Source organism: Spirosoma humi, from assembly GCF_054776575.1.
Window position 1 is genome coordinate 1,017,365 of the sequence record NZ_BAAHBR010000015.1, and the last position, 17,047, is coordinate 1,034,411.

The following is a 17,047-nucleotide window of genomic DNA, read 5'->3' on the forward strand; positions in this document are numbered from 1 at the left end:
CGGACGGTATTCGTTGTGCATTTCTAATTAATCAGGCAAAATTTATTTAGCGTCGAATCCATACATTCGGTTAACTCCGTATAGCTTTTTCGTGCTCAGTATCAGTACATTGACCCAGTGCTGTTGCAGACCTTCGGCGAACCGGTAACACCTAGGTGTCTATTTTTATTTAAAATAACACCTGCTTAGTTAATCCTTTTACTTGGCGTTGTATCCAAGTACTTCACGAATCCAGGTATAGCCGTAAAACTGCCCTAGAAAAATTCATGTCGCAGCAATTTCCAATTTTATTAGTAGACGACGATCCATTGATTGCTGAAGTTTTGCAGAGAGCTTCGGTGAGCAGCTTTCCAGAAGCAACTTTCACGCATGTAAGTAGTTTTGAGGATGCCAAGACATATATTGAAGAACTGGAAGGGAGAGGACCGAAAATAGTCTTGCTGGATATTGATTTGCAGGACAAAGTGGATGGACTGGATTTTCTGGCGTTGTTGAGGGCTCATCCCAAGGGGCGCGTGTTACCCGTGGTGATGCTGTCAGCGAGTAAGACACCTAGCCTGGTCGAGCGGGCTTATTCATTTGGAGCCTCGTCGTTTACGCTTAAGCCGTTCAGCTATACCGACTGGAAAACCTATTTAAATAACCTCAAAGCCTATTGGTACGAAACAGTGACCCTTCTGGATGTCAGACACTACAAGGAAGGCTAACCAATCAGAAATTGTTCGGCGTCCGCTGCTACCAATAAATTCCACCCCCAAGCCGAATTTCACCCAAAGGAAATTCGGTTTTTTAGTTTCCTGAGCAGCAGTTAGTAAATAATTTTACTAATCCGCTTTGTATAATGCAGTATCTTTGACTAACATTTGATTAACCTATTCCGGTTAATGATTACCCTTTACTCAGGAGTTTTCGCCTATAAATCCTGAACTACTTCTTACTCCAATTATGCAAAGACGTTCTGTGTTAAAGAACCTGGCCATGACCATTGGTGGGCTGGTCAGTTTACCTGCCTGGGCCTCTGGCTGGACGCCCGATTCACTGGGCTATGTTTCTACCTTGTCCGTCGATAACGAAACCCTTTTGGCTGATATCGTGGAAACCTTTATTCCGGAAACAACCACCCCCGGTGCCAAATCGCTCAACGTACACAAGTATGCTATGCGAATGATCAACGATTGTTACGGCGAAGTTGCCCAAACAACGCTTCTGAAGGGAATCGCGCTGGCAGACACCACAGCGCAGCAAACCTATAACAAACCCTTTTCGGCTGGTGATGCCGCCCAACGCATGGATGTGCTGACCAAAGTAAGTGCATTGGCAGACCCAACGGGTAAAGCTTTTGTGGACATGATCAAGAAACTGACTATTCAGGGCTACATGAACTCCGAATATTACCTGGTCAATGTCGAGAAGTTCAACATGGCTCCTGGTTTTTATCATGGCTGCGTTCCCGTTTCCAAGCTGGCGATCAGCGGCAGCAAATAACCTAATTGTTCGTTTCTTACGTACCCTTATTCACGTTATCGCATGTCTTTTTTAACTATAGATTCCATTAAAGACCGCACCTTCGACGCCATTGTCGTCGGTTCTGGCATTAGTGGCGGCTGGGCGGCCAAAGAACTGACCGGCAAAGGATTACGCACCCTCGTTTTGGAACGCGGCCGGGATGTGAAGCACATTACCGATTACCCTACGACGATGATGCAGCCCTGGGAGTTTGCGCACCTCGGCCAATTATCAAAAGAATACATCGACGCCAATCCGGTTGCCAGCCGGTGTTACGCTAACCGGGAAGACGCTACGCATTTTTTCGTCAAAGATGCCGAACATCCGTACGTACAGGAAAAACCCTTCGACTGGATTCGGGGCTATCATGTCGGGGGTAAATCACTCATGTGGGCGCGGGGAACCCAACGCTGGTCAGACTATGACTTCGACGGCCCCGCCCGCGATGGATTTGCCGTAGACTGGCCCATTCGCTACGCCGACCTCGCCCCCTGGTACAGCTACGTCGAAAAGTTTGCGGGTATTTCGGGTAATAAAGATGGACTGGCCACCTTACCCGATGGCGAATTTCTGCCTCCGCACGAGCAATCCTGCGTGGAAAAACACTTCTCGGATCAGATGGCACAACGGTATAACGGCACCCGTCCGGTTATCATCGGCCGCTGTGCCCACCTGACCAAGCCGCAGCCCATCCACTACCAGCAGGGCCGCGCTCAGTGTCAGAATCGGTCGTTATGCCAGCGGGGCTGTCCCTACGGCGGTTATTTCAGCAGCAACTCCTCGACGCTACCCTGGGCCGCAAAAACCGGTAAAATGACCCTCCGACCCGATTCGGTCGTGCATTCGATCATCTACGACGAAAAACTCGGCAAGGCGTCGGGTGTCCGCGTGGTTGATGCGCATACGAAAGAGATGACGGAGTATTATGCCAAGATCATCTTCCTGAATGCGGCCTGCCTGAATACCAACCTGGTTCTGTTGAACTCCAAATCCAACCGTTTCCCGAACGGATTGGGCAATGATAATGGATTGCTGGGCAAATACGTAGCCTTCCACAACTTCCGCACAACGATCTCTGCCGAACACGAAGGCTTCCAGGATACAACCACGGAAGGCATTCGGCCCAATGGCAGCTACATTCCCCGCTTCCGCAATGTAGCGAAACAGGAAACCGACTTTCTGCGCGGCTACGCAGCGGGTTTTGGCTCCAGCCGGGCTACCAGCGTCGACACCTCAGCCATGGGCGAGGACCTGAAGACGAGCCTGATGCAGCCCAAATACGGTAACTGGCGGGTGAGTTCGCACATGATGGGCGAAACTATTCCGAAAGAAAGCAATTACGTAGCGCTCGATTCCGCCCTCACCGATGCCTGGGGAGTTCCACAGCTAAAAATTTCGGTCGGGTACGATGATAATGATGAGAAGATGATCGCCGACTTCCATGAGCAGATGACGGAAATGCTGACAGTGGCTGGCTTCACAAACATCAGAACCCACGACAAACCGGATAAAGCGCCGGGTCTCGACATCCACGAAATGGGCGGTGTTCGGATGGGACGCGACCCTAAAACGTCCATGCTAAACAAGTGGAACCAACTGCACACCTGCAAAAACGTGTTTGTCACGGATGGAGCCTGCATGACCTCCACGTCTACCCAAAATCCTTCGCTTACGTTCATGGCCATTACGGCACGCGCAGCCGATCATGCCGTGAAAGAAATGAAGAAGGGACTTCTATAAGTAATCCAGTATACGGTTATAGTTTACAGGTTATCGTTGCAGCTCTCCGCCAGGACGATAACTTGTAGACTACAGACCATTTCCGCTTGCCTTCACTTCCTGTTCCAGAAAAATGAGAACGTATTCTTTCCGGTTGCTCTTATTTAGCTTACCCTTCTTCATCAATTGCTCGCAGACACAAACCCGTGAAACGCCGACGACTGCCACGAAGCCGTTGACGATCACGCTGGAACTGACCGACAACAACTACCAGAATAAAGGACGGTCCCTTTCCGTGCTGACGCTCACCAATACCGGTAGCGAAGCCCTGCCCGCTACCGGCTGGAAACTATATTTTAATGGCGGCAATCCCAGCAGTCTGGATGCTTCGGTAGCTCAGGTGAAGCTCTTCAACGGCGATCTACACTACATTAGTCCGGGACCGAAGTTTCCGGAACTGGCACCCGGCAAGTCGACAACCATACAGGTTCTGGCGGGAAAAATTCGGAACAAGACCGATTTTCCGGTTGGATTCTATCTGGTGCTGGACAAGAACCCGGAGCAAGCCTACCCGGTTGAGGTGGCCATAAAATCGGGCACGATCTACGAGAAATCAGATCGTCTGTTAGCCGAAAAGATGTTCGACCAGAACGAGAAAATCAAGGCTATTCCTGATGATAAGCTGCCCAAAGTATTCCCGACGCCCGTTTCGTATCAGGAGAAAGGAGCGCCCTTTCTGCTGGACAATCAGGTAGTGATTATCGCCGACCAGGCCTTTGATCAGGAAGCGGACTATTTAGCCAACAGCCTGAAACCCGTACTGGGTAAAAAACCGGTCATTCAGGCGAAGGGGAGCGGAAAAACAATTACTCTCCGCAAAAACCCATCGCTCGCGGCCGAAGGGTATTCGTTGCACGTGGGTGCCGATGGCATAGTGCTGACAGCCTCATCGGGCGCGGGTGTTTTCTACGGGATTCAATCGCTGCAGACGTTGCTTCCGGCGGCTGCTCTGGCCGGTAAAGTTGGATCGGTCAGCGTACCGGGGGTGGATGTAACCGACGCCCCCCGTTTCCCCTACCGGGCGTTCATGATGGACATGGCCCGGAACTTCCAGCCAAAATCGGAAGTCTTCAAAGTGCTGAACGCGATGGCGTTGTACAAGCTCAATACCCTGCACTTTCACTTTAGCGAAGACGAAGGCTGGCGGGTAGAGATGCCCTCGTTACCCGAACTGACCGATATTGGAGCCAAACGAGCCCACACCACCGACCCCACCAAAAACCTTATCCCGTCTTATGGTTCCGGCCCGGATTTATCAAACCCCTCCGGCACAGGCTTCTACAGCAAAGCCGATTTTATCGAGATTCTGAAATATGCCAAGGAGCGGCATATTGTCGTGATTCCCGAAATTGAATCGCCGGGACATGCTCGGGCAGCGATCAAAGCCATGAACGCCCGCTATCAGCGCTTCATGAAAGCCGGCAACAAAGCCGAAGCGGAGCGGTATTTATTACAAGACGTCGCCGACAAGTCCGTATATCGGTCGGTGCAGGGCTGGGATGATAACGTCATTGACGTGTCGCTTCCGTCGGCTTACACCTTTTTGGAGCGCGTAGTCGATGACCTGAGAGGTATGTACAAAGAAGCGGATGCGCCCCTGCAAACGATTCATTTTGGTGGCGATGAAGTACCAGGTGGTGTTTGGGAAAAGTCGCCTTCCGTTCAGAAGCTGATGGCCAGCAACCCTTCGGTTAAAAACACGGACGATTTATGGTACTATTACTTCGGGAAAGTCAACCAACTGCTCAAAACCCGTAAATTATTTCTCTCAGGCTGGGAAGAAATCGGGCTCAAGAAAGTAAAGCAGAACGGCCGCGTAACGTGGGTGCCGAACGAGACGTTTGCAGGCGAAAACTTCCGGGTGAATGTCTGGAAGAACAGTCCCGGATCGGGTGCCGAAGACCTCGCCTATCGCATGGCCAACGCCGGGTATAAGGTGATTCTGACCGGCGTTACCCATCTATATCTGGACCTGGCCTACAACCAACTGTCGCAGGAGCCTGGTCAATATTGGGGTGGCTATGTAGACATCGACAAACCCTTTTATTTCATTCCGTACGATTACCTGAGGAATTTGAAAGACGACAATACGGGCAACCGCATCAACCCGTCCCTTATCAAAAGCCGGGAAGTTCTGACAGCTAAAGGGAAAGCCAATATTGTGGGCATTGAATCACCCCTTTGGTCAGAAACGAACCGAACACCGCAGCAGTTTGAATACAAGATGTTTCCTAAATTGCTGGCAGTTGCCGAGCGGGCCTGGGCCAAGGACCCGGCCTGGGCAACGGAGACGAACGAAGCAAAAAGCGAACAGCTATATGACCAGGCCTGGTCTGAATTCATCGGTAAAGTAGGTAAGCACGAACTTCCCCGCCTGGATGTTTACGCAGGCGGCTATGAGTACCGTATCCCGCCGGTTGGCGCCAAAGTGATCAATGGGAAGGTGGCCGCCAATGTTCAATATCCGGGATTAACGATCCGATACACGACGGATGGCACGGAGCCGACGGCCCAGAGCCCGATCTATGCTGAACCCGTTGCCGGCAGTGGTCCCGTCAAATTTAAAGTGTTCAACGCCACTGGCCGAGCTGGTCAAACGGTAACGATCACGAAATAAGTCCAGTTAGGTACCCTCTCCGTGGTCCGTACGATCGGCGTTCTTTGCCCTGCCGGACCACGGAGTAGGACCAATTTTACCCTGAAACTGCCTTAGCCAGACAATCCATAATGACCGATACCAATACGCGCTTTTTGTCTCTGGATGTATTCAGAGGAATGACGATTTGCTTCATGATCGTGGTGAACACGCCGGGGAGTGGTGCCACACCCTTTGCTCCTCTGTTGCATGCCCAGTGGCATGGCTTCACACCTACTGATCTGGTTTTTCCGTCTTTTCTTTTTGCGGTGGGCAATGCCATGAGTTTCGCCATGAAAAAACACAGTTCGGTGGGTACCGCTGCCGTACTTACTAAGATTGGCAAGCGAACGGCGCTGATTTTCCTGCTGGGCTACCTGATGTACTGGTTTCCTTTTTTCCGGCTCAGCGACTCGGGTCATGTAACCGGGTTTCCCATCAGCGAAACCCGTATTTGGGGCGTTTTGCAACGAATTGCCCTCTGCTATGGCCTTGCATCGCTGCTGGTTTATTTCCTGTCGTTCCGAACGGTTGTCATGCTAAGTATTGTCTTTTTGGTGGGCTACTGGCTTATTCTGCTCGGCTGGGGCGATCCCGCCGATCCATTTAGTCTGGCGGGGAATGCGGTCTTAAAATTGGATCGATTTCTGATTGGTGATGCCCACCTGTATCATGGCGAGGGCGTTGCTTTTGATCCGGAAGGGTTACTGAGTACGCTACCCGCTATTGTGAATGTGGTCATTGGTTATTACGCGGGCCAGTTTGTGCAGCATAAAGGCAAAAACTACGAGAGTGTAGCAAAATTATTACTCGTCGGTAGTGCCCTGATTTTTGCCGCACTCTGCTGGAACATGGTTTTCCCCATCAATAAAAAGCTGTGGACCAGTTCGTTTGTCCTGTTGACGACAGGACTCGATCTGGCGATTATGGCGGCTCTGATTTACATGATCGAGATTCGGCAGTGGAACAACGCCAACTGGACCAGGTTCTTTGTCATTCCCGGCAAGAACCCTCTGTTTATCTACCTCCTCTCCGAGTTGTTGGTCATTGCTCTCTACATGATTCCGGTCGCGTCGGGAGGAAGTCTGTTTTCGTGGATCAACAGCAGCTTATACCAAAAACTGGCTCCGGGACCTGTTGGCTCGCTTTTATTTGCACTCTCGTTTATGATGGTTTGCTGGAGTGTCGGCTGGCTCCTCGACCGCCGGAAGATTTACGTTCGGGTGTAAGCGTTAAATTAATAGCTCCACGGTTCGTGTCCTCACGGACCGCGCATCCGGAAGGCAAATCTAGCTGGCGCGTGATCGGTTCGTGAGGACACAAACCGTGGAGACAGAGGAAGCCCATACCTGACAGCAGAGGCCAACCAGCAAAAATAGTAACAAGCTACTGACCTTCTTGTATGTTTGTTTAGCTCCGAAAACTAAAAATACCCTGGATCAAACCAACGAAAGCCAAGGTAGTTAACGTTTATAGGAGTGAAAATCCTCCCTAAACAGTTCATACATGGCCAATCAGCCCGGTGGCTGGCTCGGTAAGCTAAGTAACCTTATTATTCCGCCCAGCCAGACCGATACAAAAACGGCACCTACCGTTACCAACAAACGTATTCTCGACGAACTCATCGCTAGTTTCGAAGACTCCATCCAACGCGAATCTGTCGGAACGAGTATGCTGTTCAATGCGCACTTTCTGATTATTCTGCACCCCGACACCTACGAAGATCGCCAGAATGCATTTCCGGTGGTGGTCAATGAAGCCGTTCAGTCGTTCAAAGCCATCATTGAATCGAATAAGAGTGCGTATGGGCGCGTGTCGCCGGTTGCTTCGAGCTGGTTTTTTAAGTTTGGGGCAGGCCGGGAGTTTGGCGGGGAAGAGATCAACCCAACGGATGTCAAAGTAATTGGGGCGCTGACCGGTATTCTGCCCGGTAATGCGCCAGCCAATGCCCCAGCCGAGAAAATAAACGTTACGCGTCGGGTTAAACAAACGAACCGCTACGAAAAGGTAGATGTCGATCTGCATACTTTTCAGCACATTGATTTTCGCGAGCCGGGAGCATTTGTCGTAAAATTTACTTTTGAAAAACCCCTTAACTCACCTGGCCCAACCGGGAGTGCCTCGCTTGCGGGGGCAACGAACGCGGCTACGCCGGTGCTTCCCCGGAGTATTGATGCGGGTCTGGCCCACATTAGCTACTATATTGCCGAGCTGAACAAAGAGGATACATACTCAATGCGTGACCGGGAAATCGTTATAGCCCGGAAAGACACCGACAATCCGAATTTTCCGAATTACCTCCTTCTCGAATCGGCTTACGTGTCGAATCCGCACGCCCGGATTCGGTACAATGAGTCTACTCAATCGTTTCAGATAGCCTCCTTTAGCCGCAACGAAACCCGCGTCAATGAGCGGCTCATTCCACGTAGTGAACCGGCTAGCCCGACCTGGTTTGAGCTTCCCGAAAAAGCCCAGATTTTGCTCAACAGCATGGTAACACTCACGTTTCAAAGCAACACCTAAGCCCATGATCGACGCGCTGCTTGTGCTGCTGCTCTTCCTGTTTGTCGGCTTTTTAGTGGTCAGGCATTTTCAGGACCTACCTCGCTAATTCAGTTTGCCGGGACCGGTTTGTGATTGTGGATAAGAGCAACCACTACGAATCGGTAGCGACAACCATTAATTCTGACTGACGTTACATGAATGACTTACTGATTGCCGGAAAAACCGATGTGGGTCAACGGCGCAAGGATAATCAGGACACGTTTATCTGTACGCCACTCTGGTCGGATGCCAGCGCCTTACTGGCCGTGATCGATGGCGTGGGCGGATACGCCGGGGGTGACCGGGCGGCTGCCATTGCCAGAGAGTCGATCGAACGCTACATGGCTACGCCGAATGGTGATCCATTGTCCATGCTGCGCGAAGCCGTCGTTTTTGCCAATAACCAGATCAACGACGAACGGCTGAAAGATCCCCGGCTGGGTCAGATGTGCTGCGTATTAACGGCAGCTCTGGCGGATAGCCGTTCGGGCAAACTCTATTTTGTCCATGTTGGCGACACGCGTCTGTACCGCTACCGGCAGGGCGATCTGGTAAAGCTCACCCACGATCATTCGATGGTGGGCGTTCGGGAAGACGCCAACGAACTAACCGAAGCCGAAGCGATGAGCCACCCGCGCCGAAACGAGATCCTACGCGAAGTCGGCTCGACCACGCACCGGGTCGATGATCCTGATTTTCTGGAATCGGACGAATCCGACTTTCTGCCAGGCGACCAGTTGCTGCTGTGCAGCGATGGCCTGACCGACATGATCACGCAGGCCCAGATAAAGGCGATTCTGAACCGGAAAATCTCGCAGGAAGAACAACTTTCGGAGTTGATCCAGTTAGCGAATCACCAGGGAGGTAATGACAACATTACGGTTGTTTTAGCCCAAAATACGGCGAAGGGCGCTGGTGCTGTTACCAATGAATCAGTGGCGACACCGACGCTCCCGGCTGACCACAGTCCATCGGCGACTTCTGTTTCGTCTCAAGCGACGGCCACAACGGCACCGGTCAAACGATCATCGATTGGTCGCTGGGTGGCGCTGTTTGCCTTGCTGGCACTCCTGATCGCGGGGATTGTCTGGTACCAGTCCTGGCCATCGGGCAATGCCTACCCGCCGAGCGATAGCCTCCGCACGACCGGTTCAGCGCCGGGTGATACAACGTTTCTGCTATCAACAAGTCCTTCCCGAATTGATTCGTTAATCGACATGGCGAATCGACGTTCAGACCATCGGCTGCTTCTGACCGACGACACGATCCGTATCGACCAGCCATTGCTACTCACCGATTCATTACTTGCGGTTATCGGCAGTAGCCCCCAGACGGTTATCATGCCCCTTGATTCAACCCGTGCACAGCTCGCCCTGCGTGTCGATCGCCGGGGTGCCGTTACGCTGGAGAATGTGGTCATCAGTGGCTTTAAAACGGGGATCGAAACCACCGGCGAAGCCAGCCTTCACGTAAACAGGGTGTATTTCAACCAGGTGGACCTTCCTATCCGGGCTGCCGTTCGGCAGGACACCTGCCTGAACACCGTGATTTCAGTTTCTATACAAAAGCAGCCTATTGTGCCCAAACAAACGGCTGCGCCTAAACCCACTCGTCCCTGATGGCTACCGTTCGATTTAACACCCAGTTTCCCGGCTACGAAATACTGAGTGAATTGGGCCGTAGCAACGCCCGAATTCTGAAGGCCCGCCATCTGGATACGGGCGATCTGGTCGCGATCAAACACTTCGCCTTGAACACGGATGCCGAAACCCTTCATCGATTCCAGCGCGAATCGGCCATTATGACCAGCATCGCCCATCCTAATATCGTGAAGGTTCGGGAGGTGCAACTGGAGGCCGAACTACCCTATATCGTGATGGAACTAATCGAAGGGGGTAGCGTGTGTGATCTCCTCAAAGCGCAGGGTCATCTGGACGTGCCAACTACCATTCGCCTGGGGCTGCAAATGGCGGGCGCTTTTCGGGCCATTCACACACAGGGCATCGTTCACCGCGATGTCAAACCGGATAATATTCTCTACCGTCCTTTGCCGAGTGGTGAACTGCATTTTCTGCTCACCGACTTTGGCGTGGCCCGGCTGCATGAACAGTCGACTACCTTAACGGGCCAGTCGCTGATGACCTATGAGTATGCCTCGCCCGAGCAGTTCAACGACCCTAAACATGTGGGAGTCGCTACCGATTATTATTCACTGGGGGTCGTGCTCTACGAATGCCTGACGGGAAAAGTGCCCTTTGCCCTAGGCGATCATTCGGGCATCGTTACCTTCATGAACAAGGTGCTTTCCGACGCTCCACCCGTGTTAACGGTTGCCGCTAACGGGCAGTCGCTGGGGCCATTTACCCCTTTGCTGGAAGGGTTACTGATGAAAAAAGCAACGGAGCGGTTGAGCGACCCCGACGAATTGACGTGGTTGCTCAAACAAGCGGAACTGGCCTATCTACAGGCCAGTCGGACCAGCCGCTCGGATCAGCCAGTATTGGTTTCAGCACCCGTTGCGGAGTCACGTCCGGTAACGCAGCAACAACCGCCAGAACCAGTCAGGCCCAGAGCCGCGTCAACCGTGAAGGAGCCGGACTCAGCAAAAGGCGTGGGGACACCCAAAATCATCGCGTTCCTGGCTTTCGTACTACTCATCCTGGCGGGCGTATATTACGTCTCAACAAAACCGACGGCAAGATCGACCGGTAGAACAGGTATAGGCCGTACGGTCGTAACCGACTTGCCTGCTGATAGTGCGACGTCACGGGCAACCAGCGCCGAGGCCGATACGGCGGTCATCCGGGCCCAGCAACAGGCCGAGGAAGCCCAACGATTGGAGCGGCTCCGGCAGGAAGCCCTGGTTGCCGTCAGAAGCGTTACGGTAAAGGCGACAAATTTCAAGGTTGGCCTGTTCGGTGGCATCAAGCAACTCCAGCTTCAATTAAGTAATCCAACGCGGTTACGGTTTACCTATGTAGTAGTGCAGGTAAAGTACATCAAGGATGGGGGCGGCCTCTACAAAACAGAGACCGTCTATTTCAATAATGTGGAGCCGAATTCATCGCCCATCCAGACGGCTCCAGATAGTGATCGGGGAACGAAGGTGACGTGTAAGGTGCTACGGTACGAGTCGCCGGATATCCCCCAGAATTCAGACTCGCTGGCTACGCCAGCCGAGTCGCTAAACTAAGGTATCAATGCCAACTGTTAGTATAAATACCCATTTCCCGGGATACGAAATTATAGGTGAGCTGGGGCGCTCCAACGCCCGCGTTCTGAAAGCCCGCCATCTGGAATCTGGGGATCTGGTCGCCATTAAACACTTCACCCTGCACACCGACCCGGAAACGCTTCGCCGGTTTCGGGTCGAATCCGAAATTATGACCGGTATCCGTCACCCGAATGTGGTACGGGTACGCGAAGTGCAACTGGATATGCCCCTGCCCTTCATCGTCATGGAATGGGTGGAGGGCGGGAGCCTGCGGACACTTATCGACGAACAGAGCCGACTGACCGTAGCCACAACCATCCGGCTGGGGCTACAGATGGCCGAAGCGTTTCATGCCATTCATCCTCAGGGCATTATCCACCGGGACATTAAACCCGAGAACATCCTGTATCGGCCCTTGCCCAGTGGCGAACTGCATTTCCTGCTCACCGACTTTGGGGTAGCCCGCATTCGGGAGCAGTCGCAAACCATGACGGGCCAGTCGCTGATGACCTATGAATATGCCTCGCCCGAGCAGTTCGACAATCCCAAAGGTGTTGATGTCGCTACTGACTATTATTCGCTGGGGGTTGTGCTCTACGAATGTCTGGCTGGAAAAGTGCCCTTTTCGATGGCCGATACGACGGGGATTGCCACCTTCATGAGCCAGGTATTACACACACCGCCACCGGCGATCCCGTTGCCTGACGGTCAGTACCTGCCACTTAGCCTGACGACATTGCTAGACTGGACGCTACTCAAAAACCCGGCCGAACGCCTGAGCGATGTAACGGAACTGGCCCTTTTGCTGGGTCAGGCAAATGTAGAATTGTTGCAGGCCAATCGTTCCGGGAATCGCCAGCCTCCCATCGTGCCCCGGTCACAAACGCAGGTCGCTCCGGTAGCCCCGCCTGAGCCAGCCAACGTGTATTCACCTGATCCAGAGACTGAACCGACAGGCAGTTCAACCAACTGGCCGGTCATTCTGGCAGTCATCTTTGTAGTCATACTGGCGATCTTCGCTGTCATGTACAAAATGCGCCATAAAGAATCGCCGGGACAAACGCTCCCGGACTCGACGATCACGAACACCGATTCGCTGGGTTCTAACGAGGTCGCCACCGATTCAACAGCAGCGCCCTTCAGCGAGCCTGTCGAAGAAGAAACGGCCCATGACACAGTCTTCATCACAGTACCCCCTTCAGTGACGACGACGAACACGGTACCGGTTTCACCAGCCGATTCAACAGCAGTCCCTGATTCGACAAACAACTGACCCTACGTCCAGATTTGCGAATGCCCTTGTACCATACAGCATCCTGCCGCTTCGGCGGTTCATTGTCTGGCACCCCTAATCAACCCGTAACTCCCTACTGAATGAAATCACTCGACCGTTTGTATTTGCCGGGAGCCTCAATTGTCCTGCTGCTGTTGTTTATACGACTGTATATCAACCTCCTGCCGACACTTGATCGGGCCAAACAGGCGTACACCGCCGGGCAGTCACTCAATCTTGAACGAGGAGTTAAATCCTCCGCTATTCGCCAGTTGCTAACAAGCGGCAACTACTATACCGATAGCCGGGATATTGACCTGGTGGCGGATTCGCTACCCGCCAAACTTGTACAAAACGGCACCCTCGACAACCTGGGAGCGCTCAACAAGCGTCAGTTTTCGGTGGTGACTCCACTAACCTGGCGCAGTCGAATCGGCGGGGTCGACTTTCAAAGCCGACTCCGGTTGTCACGCCAGCAGATGGGCTTCGACTCGGTGCTGTATAATCGGGAACTGACCAATCCCAAAACGTATCCGGCCGTCGTTCAGGTCGGGAGCGGCTCGGTTTCACTTACCGGGCGGGTCAGTCGGGAAGACCATCCCCTATCGGGTGTACTGGTCCAGCTAAAACGCCACCCGGCAACGGCCCAGCCCGATACGCTTCCTGACCGTTTCGTTTATGCCCGAACGGATACTGACGGCCGATTCACGTTCACCGGACTGAAGTCGGGGGCGGGGTATAGCGTGGTTCCCTTAAAACCAGGCGTTGAATTTGGTAGCCGACGCGGTACCGCTCACCTAACCAGCAACAAAACCGTTGACTTTACCGCCCGGCCGCACCAGCTTCGGCTCATTGGACCGACCGTTTATGGGCAGCTAAAAACCGATCACGCGCTCACCATCCGAACACCAGCCACATTCACCTGGCAATTTTGGGGAATTGTCGCGGGATTTCTGCTGGCCTTCTGGTTAGTCAACGGGGTCTGGTCCCTTCGGCGCTTTCACCCCGACCCTTTTCTGCTGCCGATCTTACTGCTCCTTACGGGCTTGTCGGTGCTTACGCTACTGGCCATCCAGGACCCGTTGCAGGACACCCTCTTTGCCGGACAAACCCTACAAGGCGTTCTTATCGGATTGGTCGGTATGACGATTTTATCCCAGCTTAATGTAGGTCGTTTTTATGCTAGCTGGCGCTACGACTGGCTCTTTACGTTACGAAACCGGGCTTCGGTCCGATTATCGGGCTGGACATGGCTGGTGCTGGCCGCCGGATTAGCCGCACTTACGCTGCTCATCGGGTCGGGGCCCGAAGGAAGCGGGGTACGGGTGAATCTATCGCTGCTGGGCTTAACATTTCAGCCCAGCGAGATCACCAAATACCTGTTGCTGTTATTTTTCGCCGGCTTCTTTGCAGCCAATGAACAGCAATTACGCCAGCTACCCGATTTGCGCTGGCGGTTTGCCGTCAGTTTTGGTGCCCTGGCCGGCGCTGGTCTGCTCATGCTGCTTTACCTGCTGCTGGGCGATATGGGTCCGGCCCTGGTGGTGTGTTTCACGTTTCTGCTCTTCTATAGCATTGCCAGAGGAAATCTTCCGCTTACCCTCGCAACGGGTGTCGGGTATGGCGTTGCGCTGTGGCTGTTGCCGGGTGCCGTGGCCACGCTGCTCTGTCTGGTAGCCGTAATCGGGTACCTATTCTGGAAAGGGGATGCTCGCTCCAAAACCGGCACAGGGTGGATCGCTCTGCTGGCCGAAGCCCCCGTATTGCTGTTGCTCGTTATGGCCATGTTTGCCTTTGGCGATCAGTTACCGTTTGTGGGCGACCGGCTGGCCGACCGGAAAGCCATGTGGCTCAGCCCCTGGAACAACGATGTGTATGGAGGTGATCACCTGGCACATGGCTACTGGGCGCTGGCATCCGGCGGTTGGACCGGTCAGGGACTGGGAAAAGGATTCGCCAATGCCATTCCGGCCGCTCATACCGACATGATTCTGCCCAGTCTGGGCGAAGAACTGGGTGGTCTGGGCGTCGTTTGCGTATTTCTGCTGTTTGGCGTGCTGTTGCATCGGCTATTTCTGCATGCGCGCCGGGCGGGGCAGCCGTTTAGTTTTTTTCTGATCGCGGGGATTGCCATAGCTACAGGGGCTCAGTTCCTGATTATAGCAGGCGGCTCAATTGGGTTACTGCCCCTTACGGGTATCAGTGTACCGTTTTTGAGTTACGGAAAGATTTCACTGATTATCAATCTTACGGCTATGGGTGCCGCTTTTAGTGTAGCGCACCGACCAGGCGAAGTGGCTCAACGCGAATACCTGTCAACCCATTACGATACTGTTCTGATGGCGGGTATTACCGGATTCCTGGCGGGCGTCGTTGTGCTCATTGTTCATTTACTGCCCATCGTAGGCTGGCGGGGTAGTGCGTATATTGTGCGCCCCGCGCGGGTGGTAACGCGTAATGGCGATCCCGTTTACAGCTATAACCCCCGTATCGAACGACTTACGCGAGCGCTGGCGGCAGGCACGATTTATGACCGAACGGGCCTGGTACTGGCGTCAAGTTCACCCGAACTTATTCGCCAACAAGCCACCAAGTTACAGCGAAGCGGCCTTAGCGCCGACGAGGTTAACGTGCTGACCCGAAAACAACTCCAGCGCTATTACCCATTCGGTAACCAACTTTTTTTCTGGCTTGGTGATCTGAACACACAACTCTTCTGGGGCCAGAGCAATGGGTATTATGCGGAAGCTACGCACCTCAGCGAGTTACGGGGTTTCAATAGCCGCCCCCGCAAAACGAACCTCGTCACGACCGATTACCGGGCCGACCGCTTTAGCCCGTCGGTTCAGCAAACGCGCACCTTGTCGGTATACGATTACAGCGAGCTGGCTCCCGCCCTTCGGGCTGGTCTGGATAGCCGCGAAGTGGCCGAGCGTAAAGCCAAAAACCGCGACCTTCACCTGAGCATCAACGCAGACCTTCAGGTGGCCATTCAGCAGGCACTGGCCACATCCGATTTCCGGAACCGGCGCGTGTCGGTCGTGGTACTCGATGCGGGTTCGGGCGATGTGCTGGCCTCGGCGCTACACCCGTTACCCAACCTGCAAACACCGGATGTGATGCAGATGGCCGACCGCGACCGGCAGAAATTGCCGTACCTGGTAACGGAGCGAGACCTGGGCATGACCTATCCGACGGCGCCCGGTTCGACTGCCAAAATACTCACCGCCCTAGCGGCTTTTAACAAGCTTGGCGCGTCGGCCTCCGACGTTAGCTACCAAATTTCGTGCGACGAGATTATTCGCCGGGGCACCCGCGAATCAGAACCCTGCAATGAATCGGTTGATATGCGAAAAGCCATTGTCCGGTCGAGCAATGTTTATTTCATTCGAACGGCAAACGACCATACGCTCGACAACGAAATGGCTGATCTATACTTAGCCACAGGTATGAACATCGACTTTGTGGGTGGCTACTCCTTCTCGGATACGCGGACAGACCCCGAGCGTGCTCTGATTCGGAAGCACTGGCGCGACTCCTCTTTTGTCGTCCGCCGGAATCTCTATAGCAGCACGCAGTACCCCAAACGGTACCGCAGTGAGTTCTCGGGGCTCGCCTGGGGGCAAGGCCAGCTCACCTCGACTCCGGTTGCCCTGGCCCGCATGGCGGGGGCTATTGCGAATAAAGGCGTGTTGCAACCATCGCGGTATGTGCTGAATCAGGCGGGGAAACCACAACCCGTCGGAACAGGTCAACGGGTAGCTCGCCAAGCCAATTATACGGATCAATTAGAGTCGTTTATGATCGATCAGTCGAATCCATCCGAAGGACGCAGTAAAATCAGTGTGGCACGAGTAGCGGGCAAAACTGGAACACCCGAACGCATTGTACAGGGAATTCGCCGGAACGACGGCTGGTTCGTATTTTTTGCCCCAACACCCAATGGCCAGTCGCATACGGTCGTTAGTGTTCGTATAGAGTTGGGTGAGTCATCAGCCGAAGCCGTCCAGCTAGCCAACACCATAGTGGCACCCATCCTGAAACAACGCGGTTATCTAGGTAGCTTTTAGAAACACGGACAGGAAGTTTACGCTGC

General features: G+C 53.5%; 10 protein-coding genes. All 10 read left to right on the forward strand.

What is annotated here, in order from left to right; translation table 11 throughout:
• Positions 1-266 precede the first annotated feature (266 nt).
• A complete protein-coding gene (locus tag ACYU8Y_RS20605) occupies positions 267-707 on the forward strand; it encodes a response regulator (protein WP_460939967.1) in 441 nt (146 codons plus the stop codon).
• A gap of 238 nt (positions 708-945) precedes the next feature.
• A complete protein-coding gene (locus tag ACYU8Y_RS20610; protein ID WP_460939968.1) occupies positions 946-1,485 on the forward strand; it encodes a gluconate 2-dehydrogenase subunit 3 family protein in 540 nt (179 codons plus the stop codon).
• 42 nt (positions 1,486-1,527) lie between these two features.
• Entirely contained in the window at positions 1,528-3,246 is a 1,719-nt protein-coding gene (locus tag ACYU8Y_RS20615) for a GMC oxidoreductase (RefSeq protein WP_460939969.1), read from the forward strand.
• A 112-nt stretch (positions 3,247-3,358) separates the two neighbouring features.
• The gene (locus ACYU8Y_RS20620; RefSeq protein ID WP_460939970.1) at positions 3,359-5,902 is read left to right on the forward strand and encodes a family 20 glycosylhydrolase; all 2,544 of its coding nucleotides are present in this window, start codon (positions 3,359-3,361) and stop codon (positions 5,900-5,902) included.
• Between the two features lie 110 nt (positions 5,903-6,012).
• Positions 6,013-7,149 (forward strand): acyltransferase family protein, encoded by a 1,137-nt coding sequence (locus ACYU8Y_RS20625; RefSeq protein WP_460939971.1) that lies wholly within the window; start codon positions 6,013-6,015, stop codon positions 7,147-7,149.
• A gap of 277 nt (positions 7,150-7,426) precedes the next feature.
• On the forward strand, positions 7,427-8,443 hold the full coding sequence (locus tag ACYU8Y_RS20630; RefSeq protein WP_460939973.1) for an FHA domain-containing protein: 1,017 nt from the start codon (positions 7,427-7,429) through the stop codon (positions 8,441-8,443).
• A gap of 176 nt (positions 8,444-8,619) precedes the next feature.
• Complete coding sequence (locus ACYU8Y_RS20635) at positions 8,620-10,083, forward strand: PP2C family protein-serine/threonine phosphatase (RefSeq protein ID WP_460939974.1); 1,464 nt, start codon at positions 8,620-8,622, stop codon at positions 10,081-10,083.
• Entirely contained in the window at positions 10,083-11,657 is a 1,575-nt protein-coding gene (locus ACYU8Y_RS20640) for a serine/threonine protein kinase (protein ID WP_460939975.1), read from the forward strand. Before ACYU8Y_RS20635 ends, ACYU8Y_RS20640 begins: the two co-directional genes overlap by 1 nt.
• A gap of 7 nt (positions 11,658-11,664) precedes the next feature.
• On the forward strand, positions 11,665-12,951 hold the full coding sequence (locus tag ACYU8Y_RS20645) for a serine/threonine-protein kinase (RefSeq protein ID WP_460939976.1): 1,287 nt from the start codon (positions 11,665-11,667) through the stop codon (positions 12,949-12,951).
• Between the two features lie 101 nt (positions 12,952-13,052).
• Entirely contained in the window at positions 13,053-17,021 is a 3,969-nt protein-coding gene (locus ACYU8Y_RS20650; protein WP_460939977.1) for an FtsW/RodA/SpoVE family cell cycle protein, read from the forward strand.
• Positions 17,022-17,047: the final 26 nt, after the last annotated feature.

What these genes read in the sequence shown, in the direction of transcription:
- ACYU8Y_RS20650 (WP_460939977.1), top strand. Translation starts at nt 13,053, where the DNA reads ATGAAATCACTCGACCGTTTGTATTTGCCGGGAGCCTCAATTGTCCTG.
- ACYU8Y_RS20630 (WP_460939973.1), top strand. Translation starts at nt 7,427, where the DNA reads ATGGCCAATCAGCCCGGTGGCTGGCTCGGTAAGCTAAGTAACCTTATT.
- ACYU8Y_RS20610 (WP_460939968.1), top strand. Translation starts at nt 946, where the DNA reads ATGCAAAGACGTTCTGTGTTAAAGAACCTGGCCATGACCATTGGTGGG.
- ACYU8Y_RS20615 (WP_460939969.1), top strand. Translation starts at nt 1,528, where the DNA reads ATGTCTTTTTTAACTATAGATTCCATTAAAGACCGCACCTTCGACGCC.
- ACYU8Y_RS20635 (WP_460939974.1), top strand. Translation starts at nt 8,620, where the DNA reads ATGAATGACTTACTGATTGCCGGAAAAACCGATGTGGGTCAACGGCGC.
- ACYU8Y_RS20645 (WP_460939976.1), top strand. Translation starts at nt 11,665, where the DNA reads ATGCCAACTGTTAGTATAAATACCCATTTCCCGGGATACGAAATTATA.
- ACYU8Y_RS20620 (WP_460939970.1), top strand. Translation starts at nt 3,359, where the DNA reads ATGAGAACGTATTCTTTCCGGTTGCTCTTATTTAGCTTACCCTTCTTC.
- ACYU8Y_RS20625 (WP_460939971.1), top strand. Translation starts at nt 6,013, where the DNA reads ATGACCGATACCAATACGCGCTTTTTGTCTCTGGATGTATTCAGAGGA.
- ACYU8Y_RS20605 (WP_460939967.1), top strand. Translation starts at nt 267, where the DNA reads ATGTCGCAGCAATTTCCAATTTTATTAGTAGACGACGATCCATTGATT.
- ACYU8Y_RS20640 (WP_460939975.1), top strand. Translation starts at nt 10,083, where the DNA reads ATGGCTACCGTTCGATTTAACACCCAGTTTCCCGGCTACGAAATACTG.